Below are 18,710 nucleotides of genomic sequence, written 5' to 3' on the forward strand. Positions count from 1 at the left end.
AAGCAACTCCTCAACAATAAGCGATGATTTTCTAAAACATGAGGAGCTGTTTCAAAAAATTCTTTCTTATTGTCATCAGAGCTACCCGATGTTTTCACGACCTCTGATTCACGGTGTTCAAAGAGCTGACCTTCGGCGATAAGTCAAAAAATCTCAAAACATGGGAAGCTGTTTCGAGATTTCCATCCTTAATGCTCCTGCGATTACTCGTCGCAGTTTTTACTTGGTGAGCGCTCAGGTCAAAACCCTCTTTTCACGACCTCTTGTTCACGGTGAGACAAAAGTAGCATCTTCGGAAATAAGCTGAAATTTACCAAAAATTTGAGAAGCACCAAGTAGGTAACAATCAACATCAAAAACTAGTTTTTGTGTTTCTTGTCAATTTTCGGAAATTCCTTCTTATTTCTTGATGCTAAACACTTTTGTCTCAACCTCTTTGAGCATATTAGTTTATCACTTGATAAATTTTGCGTTATCATTAAATTTATCAAGTGATAAAAAAGGTAAGTAGGTGATCCCATGAAAAAAATTATTGTCATTGGGGCGGGAGTAGCTGGATTAAGTGCCGCAGTTCGGTTGCAAAAGCTAGGATATGAAGTCACACTGTACGAAAAAGATCGTCAAGTTGGCGGGAAAATGAATCAAATCAAAACGGCAGGATTTACCTTTGATTTAGGGCCAACGATTGTGATGATGCCAGAAATTTATCGGGAAGTATTTGAATTTTGTGGGAAAGACCCCGATGACTACATTTCAATGAAAAAAGTTGATCCAATGTTAAAACTGTATTTCAACAAAGAGGAACCAATCGAGTTTTCCAATGATTTAATTGAATTGACAAAGACGTTGGAAAACATTTCGCCAGAAGATACACAAGGTTATTTCGCATTTTTAGCAGATATCTATCAGCGATATACGATCGCAAAAGAAGCCTTTATCACGAAATCATTTCGTGGTTTTTGGGATTTTTATAATCCTAAATCATTATGGGCAGGGATCCGCTTGCGGACATTCAGCGATGCGTATACGTCTATTTCTAAATTTGTGAAGGATGACCGTTTGCGTAAATCATTGGCTTTTCAAACACTTTATATCGGGGTATCGCCTTATCAAGGACCCTCTTTATATACGATTATTCCAATGATCGAATTATTTTATGGTGTTTATTTTATTGAAGGTGGAATGTATACGTTAGCGACTTCATTGGCTCGATTGTTTGAAGAGTTAGGTGGAAAGATCGTTTACGAAACATCAGTAGATGAAATCCTAATTGACAATAAGATTGCTAAAGGGATCCGAATCGGGAAAGAACAAGTGATGGCTGATGCTATTGTATGTGGCGCTGATTTTCCTTATGCGATGAAGGAATTAATTCCTGATGAAAGAAAACGGGGAAAGTATACAAATAAAAAAATCGCTAAATTTGAATATTCATGTTCTTGTTTTTTGATGTATCTTGGCTTAGACAAGAAATACCCAGAGGAACACTTGCATAGTATTTATTTTGCAGAAGACTTTAAACAAAATGTTGATGATCTCTTTGAACGAGGAAAGTTACCAGATGATCCATCTTTTTATTTGTACCGACCGTCATTGATGGATGATTCGCTTGCACCTGAGGATCAGGAAGGCTTATATGTCTTAGTACCAGTGCCAGAATTGTCAAAATATGAGAAGTGGACGGAACAAACGATGCAAGCCTATCGCCAAAAAATCATCCGATTGCTCAAAGAAAAGACGATTTTTAAGGATATCGATGAGCATATCGTATCCGAAACATTGATCACGCCCAAAGATTTTTCTGAACGTTTCAATGCTTATAATGGAGCGACTTTTGGCTTAAAACCGACATTGAAACAAAGTAATTATTACCGCCCGCATAACAAATTTTCTGCAGCAGAAAATTTATATTTTTGTGGGAGTAGTACCCATCCTGGCGCAGGGGTACCAATTGTTATGCAAAGCGCAAAATTAGCGGTAGAGGAGCTGTTGAGAGATGATAACCATTAACAATGATCCTTTTCAAGAATACCAAAAAGATTTTGCCTATTGTGAATCAATCATCAAGAAAAATTCAAAATCGTTTTACCTGGCTTTCTCACAGTTGCCTAAACGAAAAGCTCAAAGTGTCTATGCCGTGTATGCGTTTTGCCGACGTGCAGATGATTTGATTGATCGCGACAACAATCAAGCGGGATTGAGACAGTTAGAACGGCAATTGCTAGATTTTAATGAGGGAAAGGTTCCCAACGATCCAGTCTGGCGTGCGTTATCAGTGGTCTTTGACAATTTCCCCATGGTAACCGCTCCTTTTTTTGATATGCTGACTGGTCAACGAAAAGATGCTGATTTTAAGCAACCAGAAACAAGAAAAGATCTTGAAGAATATTGTTATTACGTTGCAGGTAGTGTAGGTTTGATGTTGCTTCCGCTTTTAACTGAGCGCCCAGCTGACATCGTTGTACCAGCTAAAAAATTAGGAGAAGCGATGCAGTTAACGAATATTTTACGAGATGTTGGAGAAGATTATCAAATGGGGCGAATCTACCTGACAAAAGAAGACATGACTAGATTTGGGGTGGCAACTACCATGTTAAAAGAAAAGCAAGCCCAAACACAATTAGTCGCTTTATGGGAATCACTGGCTAAGCAGGCTGAAAACTTATATGAAGAATCATTTGAAATGTTTCCTCTTATTACAGAAGATTGTCGTCAAGCACTTGCCAGTGCTGCGTTTATTTATCGTGAGCAATTAAATATCGTGAGAAAACAGCATTATTCTTTATTTGATAATAAGAATAAAGTTAGTCATTATCGAAAAGTACAGCTTTTAAAAGAGGTCAAAAGTTATCTCAAAAGCTATTGAACCGTCTGATTATTAAAGAACCGAATATAAATTCAATATTGTTGTTTTCAAACGATCATTAGTTGAAAAAATTGAAAGCAATGAGCCCGAGACCAAAAAGGTTGTCGGGCTTTTTATCACTGTTTTGTTACATAGGTCTTTCTATGCGAGAAAAATTTTCAGATAAAAATAAAGATTTAGCGGAATATTTTAGAACTTGTCGTATATTATTCATGACCAAGGTAATAGTTTTACCAACTAAATGCTAGGAGGATGGAAGAATGGGACCAATTGCAGTTACGCCTGATCAATTAAAATCACAAGCGAAGATCTATCAGCAATCAGCGCTCCAAATACAAGAGGCTATCCGAAAAGTAAATACGATGAACCAGCAAATTGCACATAATTGGAAAGGACAAGCTTTTCAAGCATATCTTGATCAGTATCACCAGTTAGAAGTTAGCGTTAAACAAATGACACAATTATTTGAAAGTATTTATGAGCAACTCAACAACTATGCGAATACCGTCTCAGAACGGGATCGTCAAGATGCTCGGAATTTTGGGTTGCTATAGCGTTTATCAGTAAAAACCAATCTTCGTTTGACTTGTACCCATTAAAGCAGCAAATGTCAGTTGTTTTTTAGCTATTTTCATTTGGTTTTTGTTTTGATTCCTTGACTTTGAATGTAAAAAATAAGCCATACATGAAAAAAGGGGTAACTCAATGAAACAGGGAATAGTCATTGATATTTGTTTGCAAATCGAACAGCAAACGATCGACTTGCAAATACCTAGGGAAATAACCATTAGGCGCTTAAAGGAATTATTTGTGAACGCGCTTCAGGTTTCTTCGATCGTGCTACCGGCTGCGTTCGATTTAGAAGTGACAAATAAATCAATACGATTGAATGAAGAATTTCTTTTATCAGATTATCCAATTAGTCATGGTGACCAACTGTTAATCAAGCCACGTATCCTTAATGGTGGTGACAACAAGTAATTGAAGAGCGAAAAGGATGTATTTAAAAAAGAAGGTATTAAAATAACCGATGAACGAGTGGAAATTCAGCTACAAGCGAATCAATATGCGCTGGATCAGATCGAACAATATACATTTTTTTTAAAACCTAAAAGAAATTTACTGGCAGGTGACGTTAGCCATTTATCTACAGAAAAATTAATCATTCAATACAAAAAAACAAATCAAATGAAGTGTTTCTCACAGGTTTTGATTAAATTAGATTTTTACCAACGATTATTGCTTGCCCAAAAAGTCAATCAATTGTGTGATTTTATGAATGGACCGATCCAACCATTGTTTCATCCCGATAATTTGTTTCTGTTTGGAGAAGAGATTTTTCTTGCACATCGAGGGTTTATGCAAGTTATCGCTCCATATACGGTCACTGAAAATGATTTTCTGAAGCAATATCGGGCACTGGTGTTGGCTATCTTATATCCTAATTTGAGTTATGAGAGTTTAAATGGAGGAAGTGAAGGATTAACAGATGACTTGTCGAAATTGCTCCATGGAGCAAAAAATGTAACAGAAATCAATCAGATTATTAGCGACCAAATCGAAACACAAAAGGAGATTCGAGCGACAGAATTACGTGTGGTCAGTAGGAAAAATTACTTTATTTTTAAATGGGGTAGCCTTTTATTCAGCTTGTCAACCATCCTTTTTGCTTTATTAACAGGAATTTATGCGTTTTATCAATTACCACAGATAGAACGGAGCGTGGATGCACAAGCAAAATATATAGCCAAGGATTATGCAGGTGTTTTAACGGCTTTAGCAGATGTATCCCCCAGTTTGTTTTCTCAAAGTATCAAATATATAGTGGCTGTTAGTGTCATTCAATTAGATCATTTAACTTCATTAGAAAAAACAGCTATTTTAAATCAATTATCTCAAGAGTCAAGTGAGAATCGTTTGCTTTATTGGATTTACATTGACAGAAATAATCTCCAACAGGCATTGGATATCGCTCAAAACATTGGAGATGAGCAGTATCTTTTGCATGTCTATACTAAGTTATATCTGACAGTAAAAATGAACGATCAAATGAGTGGTGAAAAAAAGCAAAAATTACTAAAAAACTATCAAGAAAAAATTAGTCAATATAGCAAAAAGCCAGGAGAGAATAAATCTGAAAATCCCACAAAATAAGACACTATGCACCGAAAATCAGATGAATATCAGTCTTTCCATCCTTTTTGATCTCTTTTATTTTGGGGAGATGTTTATTCATGAAGTATTTACTCAAAATGATAAAGAGCTGGTGATCGCCGGCAAAAAAATCTGTTATATCAAACAGCATATAAATTTTTCAGACTCTTCGATCAAAGATGATCCGAGGTTTCTGATATTAAAGCATGAAACATTGCAGAGAAAGTGGATCGATCCACCGAAGCAATTGATTGATATTTCATGTGCAACAACCTCTGCCTTGATGATTGAATCAGATGCAATGATTGCGATAGATTATCAGGATAATAACTATCAATTGAGTATATATCCTAGTAAAGCACCCGTTTATTATAATCAGCAACTTGTAACAAAAGGTGTATTTACTTTCCAAGTAGGTGATCAGATCGTAGTGGATCAGTGGATTATCGAAAGGCGGGAAAAGCAGTGGCAGATCATCGGTTTAGGTCAAGCGATCCAATTAAATCCATGGGTACTTTCTGAAGTCCCTTATATACCTGAATATCCTAAGCACTTCCCCTTTTTTAGAAGAAGCCCTAGAATCTATCTGGAAGAGCCAAAAGTACAAGTGGAGGTTCGATTACCGAGACACGAAGCAGCTCAGGAGAAACAATCCTTTTTTAAATTGGTTCTCCCGTCTTTAGGCATATTTATCTTAAGCGGAATGTTTCTATTTTTTAGCAATCGAAACCTGCTTCTGATACTAGGTATGTATGGACTTAATTTATTGACGTCCAGTATCTCTACTATCAATTATTTATTAAATAAAAAGAAAATAAAACGAAAAAAAAGTGAACAAAAAATAACTATCCAACAATATAGAATCAAAAAAGCTTTTGAATTAAACAGGTTACAGCAAAGACAAAAAGAAGTTTTACAGTACATGTATCCTTCTAATAATCAATTAGCACGAATGACAAAGGAATGTCATCCAAGAATCTATGAACGTCGACCAAAGGATAAAGATTTTTTAACCGTTTGCTTAGGAATAGGCGAACGTCCATCCAGTTTTAAAATTGTTAGTTCTTATTTGGATGAGGATCAATGGAACGATGAAATTCTATCCGATTTTATTCGTCCTTATCAAAAATTAAAGAACGCACCTATTGCGATTTCATTAGCAACTCAGTCAGTGGGGCTTGTCGGTCCATCGAATGTTTTGCAGGAAGCTCTTCAATCTTTACTATTTCAAATTTCTGTCTTGCACTCTTACCAAGAGGTTGAGTTTATCACTCTTCTTCAAGAAAAAGAATATGAAAAAACATGGAAAAATTGGCGTTGGTTACCACATCATACGTTGCGATCCTTTCCACTTAAACAAAGAGGGCTCCTATTCAATTTAAAAAATCGAGAGTTGGTTTTAAGTGCATTTTATAAGATCCTTTCTAAAAGGAAGCAAAAACTACAACATGCTGATTATCAGAAGATAGCTTTTAAACCAACTTATGTTTTTTCAATTATCACAGAAGAAGGCTTGTGGGAGCATGAAATCAGTGAGTTTTTAACAGAAGAATTAAATCGGTATGATGTCGTAGTTATTTGGGCGAAGGAATCTATCGATCAGTTGCCTGAAACTGTAACGACGTTAATAGCGTATCAAAGTCAAGATATTGCTATGTTGATCAATCATAAAGAACAACACATTAATCAACCATTTACACCTAATCGTTTACCAACTAGTTATCCACTTGAACAAGCAATTTTTCGCTTAGCTAACTTATTCCATGAAGAAATTGAAAATCAAAATCTGCCAGAAAAAATCAATTTATTAGAGCAATATCAAGTTCAGACTGTTGAGGAGTTAATGATTTCTAAGCGCTGGTTGAACGCAGAGCCAAGTAAGACATTGCGTTCATTGATCGGCTGGCAGAGAAAAAATCAGGGGATCTACTGGGATCTCCATGAACAGGCACATGGACCTCATGCTTTAATTGGTGGCACGACTGGTTCAGGGAAGTCAGAATTTCTGATTACTTATTTAGTGGGATTAGCCATCAATTTTTCTCCTGAAGATGTAGGGATTCTAGTGATTGATTGGAAAGGTGGCGGCCTCGCACAAACAGTAAGTAAGTTGCCACATTTTATGGGTGCGATCACTAATTTAGACCGAGTTGGTACGTCCCGTGCATTGATCAGTATCAAAGCGGAGCTGGAAAAGCGACAAAGGTTACTTGCGACCTATGAAGTAAACAACATCAATGAGTATATGCAGTTATACAAACAACGAAAACAAAGGAACGTTTCTGCGTACCCTGATCAGCCGCTGCCTCATCTTTTTCTAGTATCCGATGAGTTTGCCGAATTAAAAGTCAATGTGCCAGAATTTTTGGAGGAGCTGACTTCAGTAGCGCGGATTGGTCGTTCACTTGGCGTCCATTTAATTTTAGCTACCCAAAAACCAGCCGGAGTAGTCAACGACCAAATCGAGGCGAATAGTAAAAGTAAAGTGGCATTGAAAATGGCAAGTGTTCAAGACTCAAAGGAACTTTTACAAACAACAGATGCAGCTTATGTGTCAAGACCAGGGAGGGGTTATCTTAAGGTAGGAGAAAATGACGTCTATGAATTGTTCCAAAGTGGTTATACAAAAGCACCCTACGCACCAAACCAATCTCTTGAAGATGAACGGATCGTTGTTGTGAATGAATTTGGTCAAAAGGAAGTCCTCTTTGCTCCTACAGAAAAAGATTCGAGGAAAGCAGCGGGCAGTATAGTTACGCAATATGAGGCAGTCAGAAGGTTGATTGTACAAACTTTTCAACAATCAACATTCAGCCAACCATCACAACCTTGGTTACCAGAATTACCAACGTGGTTAGTAATGCCTATCTTTAAAGGAAATGAACGGAATACATTAAAGGTTCCTATAGGCTTGTTAGATGTACCTCATGAGCAAAAGCAAAGTCATTATTACTATGATTGCGAGAAAAGTAGTCATACCGTTGTATTCGCTAGTTCTGGATATGGAAAATCTACGTTATTACAAACAATTGTTTTAAGTCTTGCAAGACAAAATACTCCAAATCAAGTATGGTTTCATCTAGTTGATTTTGGTACTAATGGCCTTTTACCGTTGAAGAAGTTGCCACATGTCGTTGACATCGTCACTTTAGAAGAAGAAGAAAAAAGACAAAAAATGTTTGTGAGAATCAATCGATCATTGGCGGAGAGAAAACAACTGTTTAAAGAAAAGGGTGCCACAAATCTCTACCAATACCAAGAAAAAACGAGCATCCAATTACCGATCATTTTTATTATATTAGATAGCTACGAGAGTTTGGGGATAGAGGATAAACGAAAAGATTCCATCGATGAAACAATCGTGCATTTACTAAGAGATGGTGCAAGTTTAGGGATTTATCTTATTCTATCTGCAAATCGTGTCGGGAGTATTCGCCTAAATATGATGAGTCAATTTGCAACAAAGCTGTTTATGTATTTACATGATGAAAGTGAAATCAAACAAGTGCTGGGAAGAGAAGCGATTGTTGCGTTGCCTATTAAAGGAAGAGGGCAAGTGATGCTTGACCGACCAACGATATTACAATTTTATTTACCCACTAATGGTCAAAATGAATCAGAAATATTCGAAAAAATGGCAGAAGAAATAACAAATATAGATCAAGACTGGGTAGGAAAACGTCCTGAAAAAATCCTGATGGTGCCCGAACGGTTAACGCCAAAACTTTTCAGTCAGTTTGTGCGCAATAAAGAAAAAGACTTGGTGTATCTAGGTTTGAATAAGCAAACAGTTGAGGTGGAATCATTTGCATTTTTTCTTGGAAAGCAGCTAGGTTTATTTTTTACTTCCAATGTACAATTGCAGAGGATGTTTTCATGGTGGCTATCACAAATGATGGATGTGGAAGAAAATGTTATTTTAATCGATGTTTCTGGAACATTGGAGCAAATAAAAAACGAAGTGACTTCGTATTTTAGCTTGCATGATGTCGCAAAACGAAGTGAGAAATTTACTCATTTCTGGGATGAACTGTGGTTCACGCCAAAAACGAGAAAAATCGTGGTTCTTAATGGACTGGCTGATTTCGTGGAAGAAATGGGGTTATTCTCGGGAGAAGTGGGCAAGTTATTAAATAGAGGAAATTCGTGTTTTCAATTCATTTTTATTGATCTGTTAGCGAAAACTGGCAACTTTTATGGTGGAATGACTCAAATAGTAAAAGAAAATGTTTCTCAGATCCTTTTTGATGGGAGTCTCCAAACTCAAGGATTTGTTGATGATTTCACATTTACAAGAGAAAATAACCCAAATAATAAAAATAGTTTTTACAGTTTAAAGGATGGAAAGTTGGAAATCATAGTAGTTCCTGTCGAAGAAGAGTGAGGGTAAAAATGATACCGCACTAAAAATAATGTACCCGAACAAGAGGGCACGGGTGCATGGGTTAGCTCCAACAACAGAAGGAAGAATTTTTTGTAATAGCTTCTCAAGTGTTCGAAAATTCATGCGATTTCGAGGAATTAATTCTGGAATGTCTATTTGGCAAGAAGGTATGCTCACCATTTATTCATTTTTACACCTAAAAGAGTCTGGGAAGTCCTTTTTTGTCCCAGACTCTTAACGGTAATTTTTTTGAAAACTTCTTCTTATTATTGAAGTTTAAAGCATTTTTTTCTGTCTTTGGCAAAAAACTCAGGATCACTCGTAAATAACGTTGGCATAATAAATAGTTACATTTTTTTTCGAGTAATTTTAATTCTTGGATCATTGCTTTTTTTCGCGGGTATTTTTCTTTTAATTCTTTGATCAACAATTGAACCGAGATCATGCTGTTTGGTAAAGTAGCCATTTCTTCAATATATCTCACCAGTTTATGATAATGATTCCGAGTAGTCATAGTGTGGGCTATTTTCCGCAATTCATATTCATATTTCTGTAATAGTGCTTCGGGAGTCTGTTTTTTTAAAATATTGAAATAACGATTAGCTTCTTTGATTCCAGAGGTCTCTAACACACGATTCAATAATAGATCATAGCATTTTTCCTGTGAATAAAGTAAGCCAATGTCTTGATGATTATGTAATTCTTGGAACAAACGGTTTCGCAACGATATCCATTCGTCTTTTGAACAAGTTTTTTTCAATTGGTGAACTAGATTCATATCTAATGCATCATTCTCAATCAATAACTTAAAAACTTGATTTATGTATTCTTCTTTTTTTCCTAATTTATAATAGAGTTTTTTTAGAGAATAACGATGAAGTTGAACGAGATCAGGAGATTGACGATCCAAAAGCAGACTCTCCTGTAGTACTTTTTCTGCTTCTTTGTATATTCTGTTTTTAAGTAAGTAATTAACATATTGTGTCCTGATAGTAGGGGAGTGCCAGTTTTCTTGGATAGTATGTTGAATTTTTTGCTTGGAATAGTTTAAGTACTCCATTTGTTTAACAGATAAAATTTGTTTCTTTTTTTTCAATCCTCTTTTTTTGTCTGCGGGTTCTTTCTTCAACGAGGAAGCAGATTGTTTCTCATAGTATGCTTGATATTTATTGATATCAAAAGAAGCATCTGAATAAATATATTGTTGAAAACGTTTTGCTAAGTGGTCATTTTCCTTTAAAATCATCTTTAAAAAAGGACGGATTTGTGAATCTTCCGCGTAGGAAACCAAATATGCGCTGTTATTTGCATCTTTCTTTTGTAAGTATTTATTGTATTCGAATAAAACGGCTACTAAATGGGGACAATGATCGTTCGATAAGCAGGGGCAGCTACAAACCATTTTTTCTAAATAAAAGTGGTCAACGAGGTCAATGATTGCATGATAGTTTTCATTACTAGTAATGTTGGCAGTAATCTGTTTTTGCTTAACCTTAAAGTTTTTTACCTGTTCCCCAATAAAATAGGAGTATCCTAAATCTATTGTAGTTTCTAAAAAATATTCTTTCCAGTTGTTCACCTAATCTCCTCCTTTATATTAATTCTTACTTAATAAGTTTAACGGATAAATGGATGAAAAACAGTATTTTTTTGTTGATACGTAAGTTATTTAATTTTAATATAAATGGCTATTTTTAGGTATATTTTTTATAGTAAAATAATTACCAATTGTTGTTTAAAGAAATTTTTTTATTCTTTCGTGATTGTGAGGGCGTTTTTCAATTTCTAATACAGCAATTTTGTGTAGCAAAGAGTCTAACGTGATATGTGACATTTCTTCCTCTACTTTTGCTTGGAGTTGGGTATAGCTTGCCGTCAATGTTTCTTGAATATTCGCACCAACGATACAATTTGGGTTTGTTTTCGGATCCACTTGAATGAGATTAGTATTTCCTTCAATACTTTTATAAATATCTAAAAGTGAAATTTTTTCAGGAGAACGAGCTAAAGAAGGTGCAGCTTTTCCGACTTGCGTAATAATCAAATTCGCTTTTTTTAGTCGGCTCATGATTTTACGGACATTAGCTGCACTGGTTTCAATACTTTTCGCAATCATCTCACTAGATAACATATCGCTATCTTGAAAAATTGCTATGTAGGCTAAGATGTGGATCGCATCGCTCAATTGTAAAGAATATTTCATACTATCCCATTCCTTTCGACGTTTATTCTTGACTTATTTTAACATACTCTTTAAGATAATGGTGTAACTTAAAAATGTACAGGTTCTATTTAAAAAATTTATCAACGTGAAAAAAGGAGTGGTTAGAATGAATTATCTCATTACTGGAGCAACTGGTGGTTTTGGTAACTATGCTATGGAGTACTTAAAACAGCTCGTTCCTCAGGAAAATATCTATGTGTTGGCGCGGAATGAAGAAAAGGGGAAAACACTTGAAGAAAAGGGTTGGAATGTCCGTTTCGGAGATTATGCTGATTATTCTTCTATGAAAAATGCCTTACAGGGAATTGATCGCTTGTTGTTTGTGTCTGGTGCACCTGGTAATCGGCAAGCTGAGCATGAAAATGTTGTGAAGGCCGCAAAAGCAACTGGTGTTTCTTACATTGCTTATACTAGTTTTGCTGATGCCGATCACTCGACCAGTATTCTAGCGCCAGATCATCAGTTTACAGAGAAAGTAATTGCTGATTCTGGAATCGCACATACTTTTTTACGTAATAATTGGTACTTAGAAAATGAATGGCCACTCATTGAACTTGCCTTAAAGAATGGGCGCTTTATTTATTCAGCAGGTGAAGGCAAAACTGGCTGGGCATTAAAACGAGAATATGCCGAAGTTGCAGCAAAAGCACTAGCAAACTTGAACTTTCCAGAAGTTCTTGAATTATCGGGTCAACCGATCACGTATGAAGAACTAGCTAAAGAATTAAAAGAAGTGACAGGCAAACCTATTGATATCGTGGCTACCAATGACCATGAGTTCATCAAAAATTTAGAGGAGGCTGGTTATCCTGAATCTGCTGCACAAATGTTTGCAGCTATTCAAAAAGATATCAAGAATAATCAACTCGATGTTTCCTCAAAAGATTTTGAACAAGCTTTGGGACATCCACTTGTCTCTTTAAAAGATGGACTAGAAGAATTGTTGAATCAATAGTTGTAAAAAGCGGTTGAGACAACGTTTTTAATTTTATAAAACAAGGGTAAATTCTCACAAGTGACAAGAAGTATAAAAATAAGGTTTTTACGGTTGACACTTACCTGCTTACTGTTTCTTATTGAGTTTATTGCTGAAAGTTTAGTCAGTGAAAACCGTGAACAAAAGGTCGTGAAGCATCGTTTAGCTCTGATAACCTTAAGAAAGATTTTTTGGAACCAGTTTTTTGGTTTTGAAAAATTCGGACTTATTTCAAAGAGTAGCTGGTTGAACACTGTTTATTCGTTTTCACACCTATTTAAAGAGTCTGGGATCAGGCTCTTTTTTTGCATTTAAGTGATAAGTAGAAGATTGACTTTTTTGAATGTAATAAAAAAAACACTTACGAGAAAATGAGAAATATGCTACGATACTTTTCGTGACAAATTTAAAGGAGTGGTATAGTTGCCTACAAACAAAAAAGAAGGAATTATTTTTACATCACTAATGTGTTTTCTCATGGTCTTAGGAATGAGTGTGTATAATCTCTGGCTTCATGGGGATTTATATTTTTCAAATCTATTGATTGGTTTAGTTCCAGGATTCATCGTGGCTTTTATTTTAGATGTCTTTATTGTTGGTGTGATTGCGAAAAAAATAGCTTTCAAGTTGCCAGTAAATTCAGAAAGTAAATTTCAAATGATCGTAACGATTTCTTGTCTGATGGTCCTAGGAATGGTTACCTGTATGTCGTTGTTTGGTGTTGTGATTGAGCAGGGAATACCTGACCAACTATTTTCAGCGTACCTTACCGCATGGAAAATGAATGTGATTGTTGCATTGCCTTTGCAATTACTAATCGTAGGTCCTATCTCTCGATTGGTATTAAGCACGATCCAAAACTAAAAAGATCTTTTAGATTATAAAAAAAGAGGATGCGACTTGTTTAGCATCAAGAGATAAAAGAACTTGCCTAAAATTGCGTACACGCTTATTAGGAAGTTTCGTTTATTTTTTGAATGAGCTACTTCAGTCACATGCTCTTTTTTTTAAGAACAATTAATCAAAAAATGTTTGCATCATTTCACGAACCTGTGTACACCATTGTAGTTCTTGCTGGCAAAGTAAAATTCTTCGTTGAATAACGACATAACGTCCAAATTCCTCTTTTTTATTTACTGAAAGATCTGCTAGTTTTGCTTGGTTTTTTTGCATGATTTTGTTTAATTGTTGTTCTCTTGTAAATAAAAGACCCGTCGCTGTTGTTTTATCTAAGGTAGAAAAAGCGTACAGTTTGGCTAAAAATTCATCTTTTTGAGTAGGAGCAGGGGTCTCTTCTTTGATCCATTCTTCTACGATCGCTTTTCCTTCATTGGTAAGGGTATAAATTTTTTTCTGCGAATGTTCTTCGATTTCCAGGACAGAAATATAACCTTTCTGGTCTAATTTAGCCAGTGTCGTGTAAATCTGACTGTGGTGAGCTTCCCAGAAAATGGTGATTAATTGTTTTAGTTCATAACCGGAACGAGGTTTAGACAAAAGAACGCATAATAAGATATAGGCTAAAGTATTCATACGATACCTCCTGACTGGTTTTCTCTTATTATAGCATATTTTTTATTTTTGTTTTTATATGTGCATATTGACATGTAAAATAAATCATGTATGATGCTAGGTAGAGAAAGGAATGGGGAATTTGGAGAATCAAATAGAAATCAAAGAAGAACTAACAGAGAAAGGACAGGAACAAAGTAAAGGAAAGAATTCAGCGTTAGTAGTCGCTGCAACTTGTATGTTTGCGTTTATGGGAGTTGGCTTAGTAGATCCCATTTTAAAAACGATTGCTGCTCAATTAGATGCAACACCTGCCCAAACGACATTATTATTTACGAGCTACATGTTGGTAACGGGAGTAGTGATGTTGTTTACAGGTTTTTTATCGAGTCGAATTGGTTTGAAAAAAACATTGATGGCAGGTTTGGTCATTATTGTTGTATTTGCTGGCTTAGGTGGATTGTCCAATGATATTGGTACATTGATCGGATTGCGTGCTGGTTGGGGTGTAGGGAATGCTTTATTTGTTTCAACAGCACTTGCGACTATTGTAAGTATTTTAGTGGGTAACACTGAAAAAGCTATTATGATGTATGAAGCAGCACTAGGCTGTGGGATGGCTGTTGGACCATTAGTTGGCGGCATACTAGGAAGTGGCTCGTGGCGGTATCCTTTTTATGGAGTAGCTACGTTGATGTTTATTGGCTTTTTAGCATTGGCGATCCTTCTTCCAGAGGCAGGAAAACCACAAAGGAAGGTTGGTTTTTGGGAAGGGGTCAAGGCGTTAAGTAATCACAAATTGCGTTCCGTTGGTCTGATTGCCTTATTATATAATTTTGGTTTCTTTACGTTACTTGCCTATGCACCATTCTTATTAGTGGGGTATAGTGAGTTAGAGGTCGGTTTTGTTTTCTTTGGTTGGGGCGTTTTATTAGCAATTGCTTCGATTTTTGTCGCACCAGTACTAGAACAAAAATTCACTACTTACTGAACGATTTTAGCAGCGTTTGTTTTCTTTATTATTTGTTTGGCGTTACTAGGTGCCGGTTCAACTATCCAAATTTTAGTGCCAATCAGCATTGTACTTTCAGGTTTTTTCCAAGGGATCATCAATACATTATTGACAACGATTGCTATGGAGATACCAGGTTTACCAAGAAATGTGGCTTCTTCAAGTTATAGCTTTGTTCGTTTCTTTGGTGGGGCATTAGCGCCATTTATTGCAGGGATCATTGGCGAAAAACTAGGTGAAAGTTATGCTTTTTATTTTGCTGCGATCATTGTCGTAATTAGTGTCTTTTGTATTATTCATCATCAAAATTATTTTGTAACAGATGAAGATCAATAAAAATGAGGTTTTGAAAGAAAGAATAAAAACCGAAAAAAATAGTTAATGATGAATCAATAAAACCTTGAATTTCACATACTGTGTTTCAAGGTTTTTTTCTGTTATTTGTGACGTTCGATCTACAGTTCTGGTAACTGGTATCGTGAGAGGGTTTATTTTTAACATGTGTTTCAACGAAAAAGGTCAATGAATACACTGTTTTTGTCATAAATCATGTTATGATGAGAATAAGACACAGCCAGTAAAAAGTGAGGAAAAGCGATGATTGAAGAATATTTCAAAGAAGTAGGTATCACGTTGGTTGAACTTCCCATCGAGTTGGTGGATGATCGACCCGTTTATGGTGGTTATCTAAAAGAGCTGCCTGTAATCAATGCGACAGGAGAATCTCGAAAAATCATGCACCAGAAACTAGCGAGTATGTATCAAGCCTATCGTGAACAACTACTTACAGATATGGAAATAGAAAAAGAAAAACAATGAATCTGTCGACAGAAGAATTGTTAAGATATTATGATGGTGAGACATTCGATGGGTTTGCCATTTTTTCTAACGATAATGAAGATCATCTTGGCTAAAATAAGCTATTATCGACTTAAAATTACGCTTAATGCGTTTCTTTTAGTCGATAATAGCTTATTTCACTCATTGTAGTTATGAGGCATTCTAGTTAAAGCGCTTGGGTAAGTTGTTTTTGTTTAATTGATATTTGAAAGACAAATGGAAAATTCCGGCAATCAATAAAGTGATCGTATAAGCAATCGAATGGTGGAACGCTAGATTGTAATTGATCACAGCTAAAATGCCTAAAGCGAGCATATAACTAACATGTAGCCTTTGAACAATGCCTTTAGGACCAATTTTTTGAAGATAAACTTGCCATTTTTCCTGAGTGGGATTAAAATTTCTTTTTTTATTTGGAAAAAAGTGGCTAAAATCATCACTCCTATAAAGGCAGCGATGTTTAAAGAAATCAAGTATACTAAAAATATCGTGAAAATTTCGAACATAAAAGTAACCTTTCTAACTAAAAAACTTTTCAAGAATCAAAAAATAAAGAAAAATTTTGTCATATTTTTATTGTGAAGACTAAAATGTTTCGTGTGAAACATTTTAGCGGATTTGACCTTCGCCGTAAATGATATATTTCGTAGAGGTCAGTTCATTCAATCCCATCGGACCTCGAGCATGTAATTTCTGAGTAGAAATACCGATTTCAGCACCAAAACCAAAAACAGCTCCGTCAGTAAAACGAGTTGAGGCATTCACATAAACCGCAGCGGCGTCCACTTCGTTCAAGAAACGTTGGCTTGCTTGGTAACTATCCGTAACGATGGCTTCAGAATGTTTTGTATTATGGCGATTGATATGGTCGATCGCTTCATCTAAAGAATCAACGACTTTCACAGCCAGAATATAGTCTAGATATTCCGTATCCCAATCAGCTTTTTCTGCAAGGGTTGCAGTTTCTAAATATTCCATGGCACGCGTATCTGCACGTAGAGAAACCCCATGATCTACTAATGCTTTTTCAATAACAGGTAAAAAGAAAGGGGCGATCTCTGAATGGATCAACAATGTTTCTGCAGCATTACAAACAGATGGACGAGAAGCTTTTGCATTGACGATGATATTCGTTGCCATGGTCAACTGAGCATCTTTATCGATATAAATATGATTGTTACCAGTGCCAGTCTCAATGATTGGGACTGTGGCTTGTTCCTTCACTCTTCTGATCAAATTTGCGCCGCCTCGAGGAATCAACACATCTAAGTACTCTGTTAATTTCATTAATTCAGCAGCCGTTTCATGAGATGTATCGTCCACAAATTGAACAGCGTAAGGAGACAGGCCAGCATCAGTTAACGTTTGTTGCAGAAGCTTCACTAATAATTGATTGGAAAAGAAAGCTTCCTTTCCGCCTCTAAGAATAACGGCATTTCCTGATTTAAAAGCCAAGCTGGCTGCATCAGTCGTCACATTCGGTCTAGATTCATAAATGATTCCGATGACACCAAGTGGGACACGTTTTTTTCCAATCAGTAACCCATCAGCATTCTTCCACATTTGTTCTACTTTTCCAATTGGATCCTCTAATGAAGCGATTTTACTGATTTCTTCAGCCATATCATGGATACGCTCAGGCGTTAAGCGTAAGCGGTCAAGCATCGTTTCGCTCATCTGATTTTCGGTTGCTTGCTCTAAATCTTTCTGATTGGCTTCAAGTATCGCTCCTTGATTTTTTTTGAGCATCAATGCCATCTGTTTGAGAAGGTCATTTTTCTGTTCTGTACTCATCAAAGCAAGAGTTTGGGCGCTTTGTTTTGCATTTTTTCCAAGTTGATTTAAATCAGTCATACGTGTTCCTCCTTAAATAAGGTTCCAAGTTCTTTACCGGCTAAAAGATCGAAGATAATGGTAGGATTTTTTCCGTTTGCCAGGATCATTGTACTGTTGGCTTCAAAAATACGTAATGCTGCTTGTAACTTACTAGACATTCCTCCTGTTCCAAAGGTGCTGCCAGCACCACCCGCTTGTGCCATTAAACACTCGTCAATGACCGAAACGGTTTGATACATCTTTGCGTCTGGATTTTTTGAAGGATCGGCGGAATAAAATCCGTCAATATCAGATAAAACAATTAATAAATCTGCTGTGATCAATTTTGTAACGATCGCAGATAGTTGATCATTATCACCAAATTTCGTTGTATGTTCAAGTTCATCGACTGCTACAGTATCATTTTCATTAACGATCGGGATGGTTCCCATTGCTAATAACTGTTCAAGTGTGTTGATCACATTGACTCGACTTTGAGGAAAATCGATCACATCCCGAGTAACGAGGATCTGAGCTGTTTGCTGATTGTAAACACTGAAACGTTGATTATAAATGTTCATCAATTCTGCCTGTCCGATCGCAGCAATTGCTTGTTGTTCCGGGATCGTTGTGGGGCGTGTAGCTTGATTCATTTTGTGCATCCCGACACCAACAGCGCCGGATGAAACTAATACGACTTCTTTCCCTTGATTCCGAAGATCAGACAAGACAAAGGCAAGCTGATCAATCGCAGCGAGGTTGATGTTTCCATTGGGATAGATTAAAGTACTCGTTCCCACTTTAATAACAATTCGTTTGGCTTTTGTAACTTCTTTTCGCATGTGACACCTCTAACTAAATACACGTTTTGATTTCGTTCTATTCTACTTGTTTTACACCATAAAGTCATGTATAAAATTTATTTTT

General features: G+C 36.1%; 13 protein-coding genes and 3 pseudogenes. 10 read left to right on the plus strand and 6 right to left on the minus strand.

Translation table 11 applies throughout. The features are described from left to right. The first annotated feature begins 519 nt into the window (after window positions 1-519). The 6 genes from EHR_RS04940 to essC all read left to right on the plus strand — a co-directional run bounded on the left by EHR_RS04940 (window position 520) and on the right by essC (window position 9,404). Window positions 520-2,010, plus strand: a complete 1,491-nt coding sequence (locus EHR_RS04940) for a phytoene desaturase family protein (RefSeq protein WP_010737249.1) — start codon at window positions 520-522, stop codon at window positions 2,008-2,010. Next, entirely contained in the window at window positions 1,997-2,866 is an 870-nt protein-coding gene (locus EHR_RS04945; RefSeq protein ID WP_010737250.1) for a phytoene/squalene synthase family protein, read from the plus strand. The genes EHR_RS04940 and EHR_RS04945 overlap by 14 nt, the downstream gene beginning before the upstream one ends. Window positions 2,867-3,126: 260 nt before the next feature. Continuing rightward, on the plus strand, window positions 3,127-3,420 hold the full coding sequence (locus EHR_RS04950) for a WXG100 family type VII secretion target (RefSeq protein ID WP_010737251.1): 294 nt from the start codon (window positions 3,127-3,129) through the stop codon (window positions 3,418-3,420). Window positions 3,421-3,571: 151 nt separating this feature from the next. Beyond that, window positions 3,572-3,847 carry an EsaB/YukD family protein gene (locus EHR_RS04955; RefSeq protein ID WP_010720653.1) on the plus strand — a complete coding sequence of 92 codons (276 nt, stop codon included), beginning with the start codon at window positions 3,572-3,574 and terminating at the stop codon, window positions 3,845-3,847. Next, a complete protein-coding gene (gene essB / locus EHR_RS04960) occupies window positions 3,848-5,020 on the plus strand; it encodes a type VII secretion protein EssB (RefSeq protein WP_010737252.1) in 1,173 nt (390 codons plus the stop codon). A gap of 214 nt (window positions 5,021-5,234) precedes the next feature. Then, the gene (essC, locus tag EHR_RS04965; RefSeq protein WP_241653077.1) at window positions 5,235-9,404 is read left to right on the plus strand and encodes a type VII secretion protein EssC; all 4,170 of its coding nucleotides are present in this window, start codon (window positions 5,235-5,237) and stop codon (window positions 9,402-9,404) included. A 196-nt stretch (window positions 9,405-9,600) separates the two neighbouring features. On the opposite strand, the gene EHR_RS04970 is transcribed toward essC, so the two are convergent. Both EHR_RS04970 and EHR_RS04975 read right to left on the minus strand, forming a co-directional pair. Beyond that, window positions 9,601-10,983 (minus strand): SWIM zinc finger family protein, encoded by a 1,383-nt coding sequence (locus tag EHR_RS04970; protein ID WP_014834404.1) that lies wholly within the window; start codon window positions 10,981-10,983, stop codon window positions 9,601-9,603. A gap of 156 nt (window positions 10,984-11,139) precedes the next feature. After that, window positions 11,140-11,607: an Rrf2 family transcriptional regulator gene (locus tag EHR_RS04975; RefSeq protein WP_010737255.1), complete on the minus strand. Its 468-nt coding sequence runs from the start codon at window positions 11,605-11,607 to the stop codon at window positions 11,140-11,142. A gap of 127 nt (window positions 11,608-11,734) precedes the next feature. Here EHR_RS04975 and EHR_RS04980 point away from each other — a divergent pair, with 127 nt between their 5' ends. Together EHR_RS04980 and EHR_RS04985 are read left to right on the plus strand one after the other, a co-directional pair. Then, window positions 11,735-12,583, plus strand: coding sequence for an SDR family oxidoreductase (locus EHR_RS04980; RefSeq protein WP_010737256.1), 849 nt, complete (start codon window positions 11,735-11,737; stop codon window positions 12,581-12,583). A gap of 444 nt (window positions 12,584-13,027) precedes the next feature. Further along, window positions 13,028-13,468 carry a DUF2798 domain-containing protein gene (locus tag EHR_RS04985; protein ID WP_010737257.1) on the plus strand — a complete coding sequence of 147 codons (441 nt, stop codon included), beginning with the start codon at window positions 13,028-13,030 and terminating at the stop codon, window positions 13,466-13,468. Window positions 13,469-13,621: 153 nt separating this feature from the next. Here EHR_RS04985 and EHR_RS04990 read toward each other — a convergent pair whose 3' ends face one another. Next, complete coding sequence (locus tag EHR_RS04990; protein WP_010720645.1) at window positions 13,622-14,137, minus strand: PadR family transcriptional regulator; 516 nt, start codon at window positions 14,135-14,137, stop codon at window positions 13,622-13,624. A 112-nt stretch (window positions 14,138-14,249) separates the two neighbouring features. On the opposite strand from EHR_RS04990, the pseudogene EHR_RS04995 reads away from it, so the two are divergent. Both EHR_RS04995 and EHR_RS05000 read left to right on the plus strand, forming a co-directional pair. Then, window positions 14,250-15,464: pseudogene (locus EHR_RS04995) on the plus strand (MFS transporter). Between the two features lie 261 nt (window positions 15,465-15,725). Next, window positions 15,726-16,042, plus strand: a pseudogene (locus EHR_RS05000) (hypothetical protein). Window positions 16,043-16,130: 88 nt separating this feature from the next. Here the strand turns inward: EHR_RS05000 and EHR_RS13975 are convergent. The 3 genes and pseudogenes from EHR_RS13975 to proB form a co-directional block, all read right to left on the minus strand. Continuing rightward, window positions 16,131-16,474, minus strand: a pseudogene (locus EHR_RS13975) (hypothetical protein). Between the two features lie 103 nt (window positions 16,475-16,577). Beyond that, window positions 16,578-17,822: a glutamate-5-semialdehyde dehydrogenase gene (locus EHR_RS05010; RefSeq protein WP_010737261.1), complete on the minus strand. Its 1,245-nt coding sequence runs from the start codon at window positions 17,820-17,822 to the stop codon at window positions 16,578-16,580. After that, window positions 17,819-18,625, minus strand: a complete 807-nt coding sequence (gene proB, locus EHR_RS05015; RefSeq protein ID WP_010720640.1) for a glutamate 5-kinase — start codon at window positions 18,623-18,625, stop codon at window positions 17,819-17,821. Before proB ends, EHR_RS05010 begins: the two co-directional genes overlap by 4 nt. Between the last annotated feature and the right edge of the window lie 85 nt (window positions 18,626-18,710).

Source organism: Enterococcus hirae ATCC 9790, assembly GCF_000271405.2.
GTDB classification, from domain to species: Bacteria; Bacillota; Bacilli; order Lactobacillales; family Enterococcaceae; genus Enterococcus_B; species Enterococcus_B hirae.

Excerpts from the sequence above, each read along its gene's own strand:
- EHR_RS04940 (WP_010737249.1), top strand. The coding sequence starts at position 520 with ATGAAAAAAATTATTGTCATTGGGGCGGGAGTAGCTGGATTAAGTGCC.
- EHR_RS04945 (WP_010737250.1), top strand. The coding sequence starts at position 1,997 with ATGATAACCATTAACAATGATCCTTTTCAAGAATACCAAAAAGATTTT.
- EHR_RS04950 (WP_010737251.1), top strand. The coding sequence starts at position 3,127 with ATGGGACCAATTGCAGTTACGCCTGATCAATTAAAATCACAAGCGAAG.
- EHR_RS04955 (WP_010720653.1), top strand. The coding sequence starts at position 3,572 with ATGAAACAGGGAATAGTCATTGATATTTGTTTGCAAATCGAACAGCAA.
- EHR_RS04975 (WP_010737255.1), bottom strand. The coding sequence starts at position 11,607 with ATGAAATATTCTTTACAATTGAGCGATGCGATCCACATCTTAGCCTAC.
- EHR_RS04980 (WP_010737256.1), top strand. The coding sequence starts at position 11,735 with ATGAATTATCTCATTACTGGAGCAACTGGTGGTTTTGGTAACTATGCT.
- EHR_RS04990 (WP_010720645.1), bottom strand. The coding sequence starts at position 14,137 with ATGAATACTTTAGCCTATATCTTATTATGCGTTCTTTTGTCTAAACCT.
- EHR_RS05010 (WP_010737261.1), bottom strand. The coding sequence starts at position 17,822 with ATGACTGATTTAAATCAACTTGGAAAAAATGCAAAACAAAGCGCCCAA.
- proB (WP_010720640.1), bottom strand. The coding sequence starts at position 18,625 with ATGCGAAAAGAAGTTACAAAAGCCAAACGAATTGTTATTAAAGTGGGA.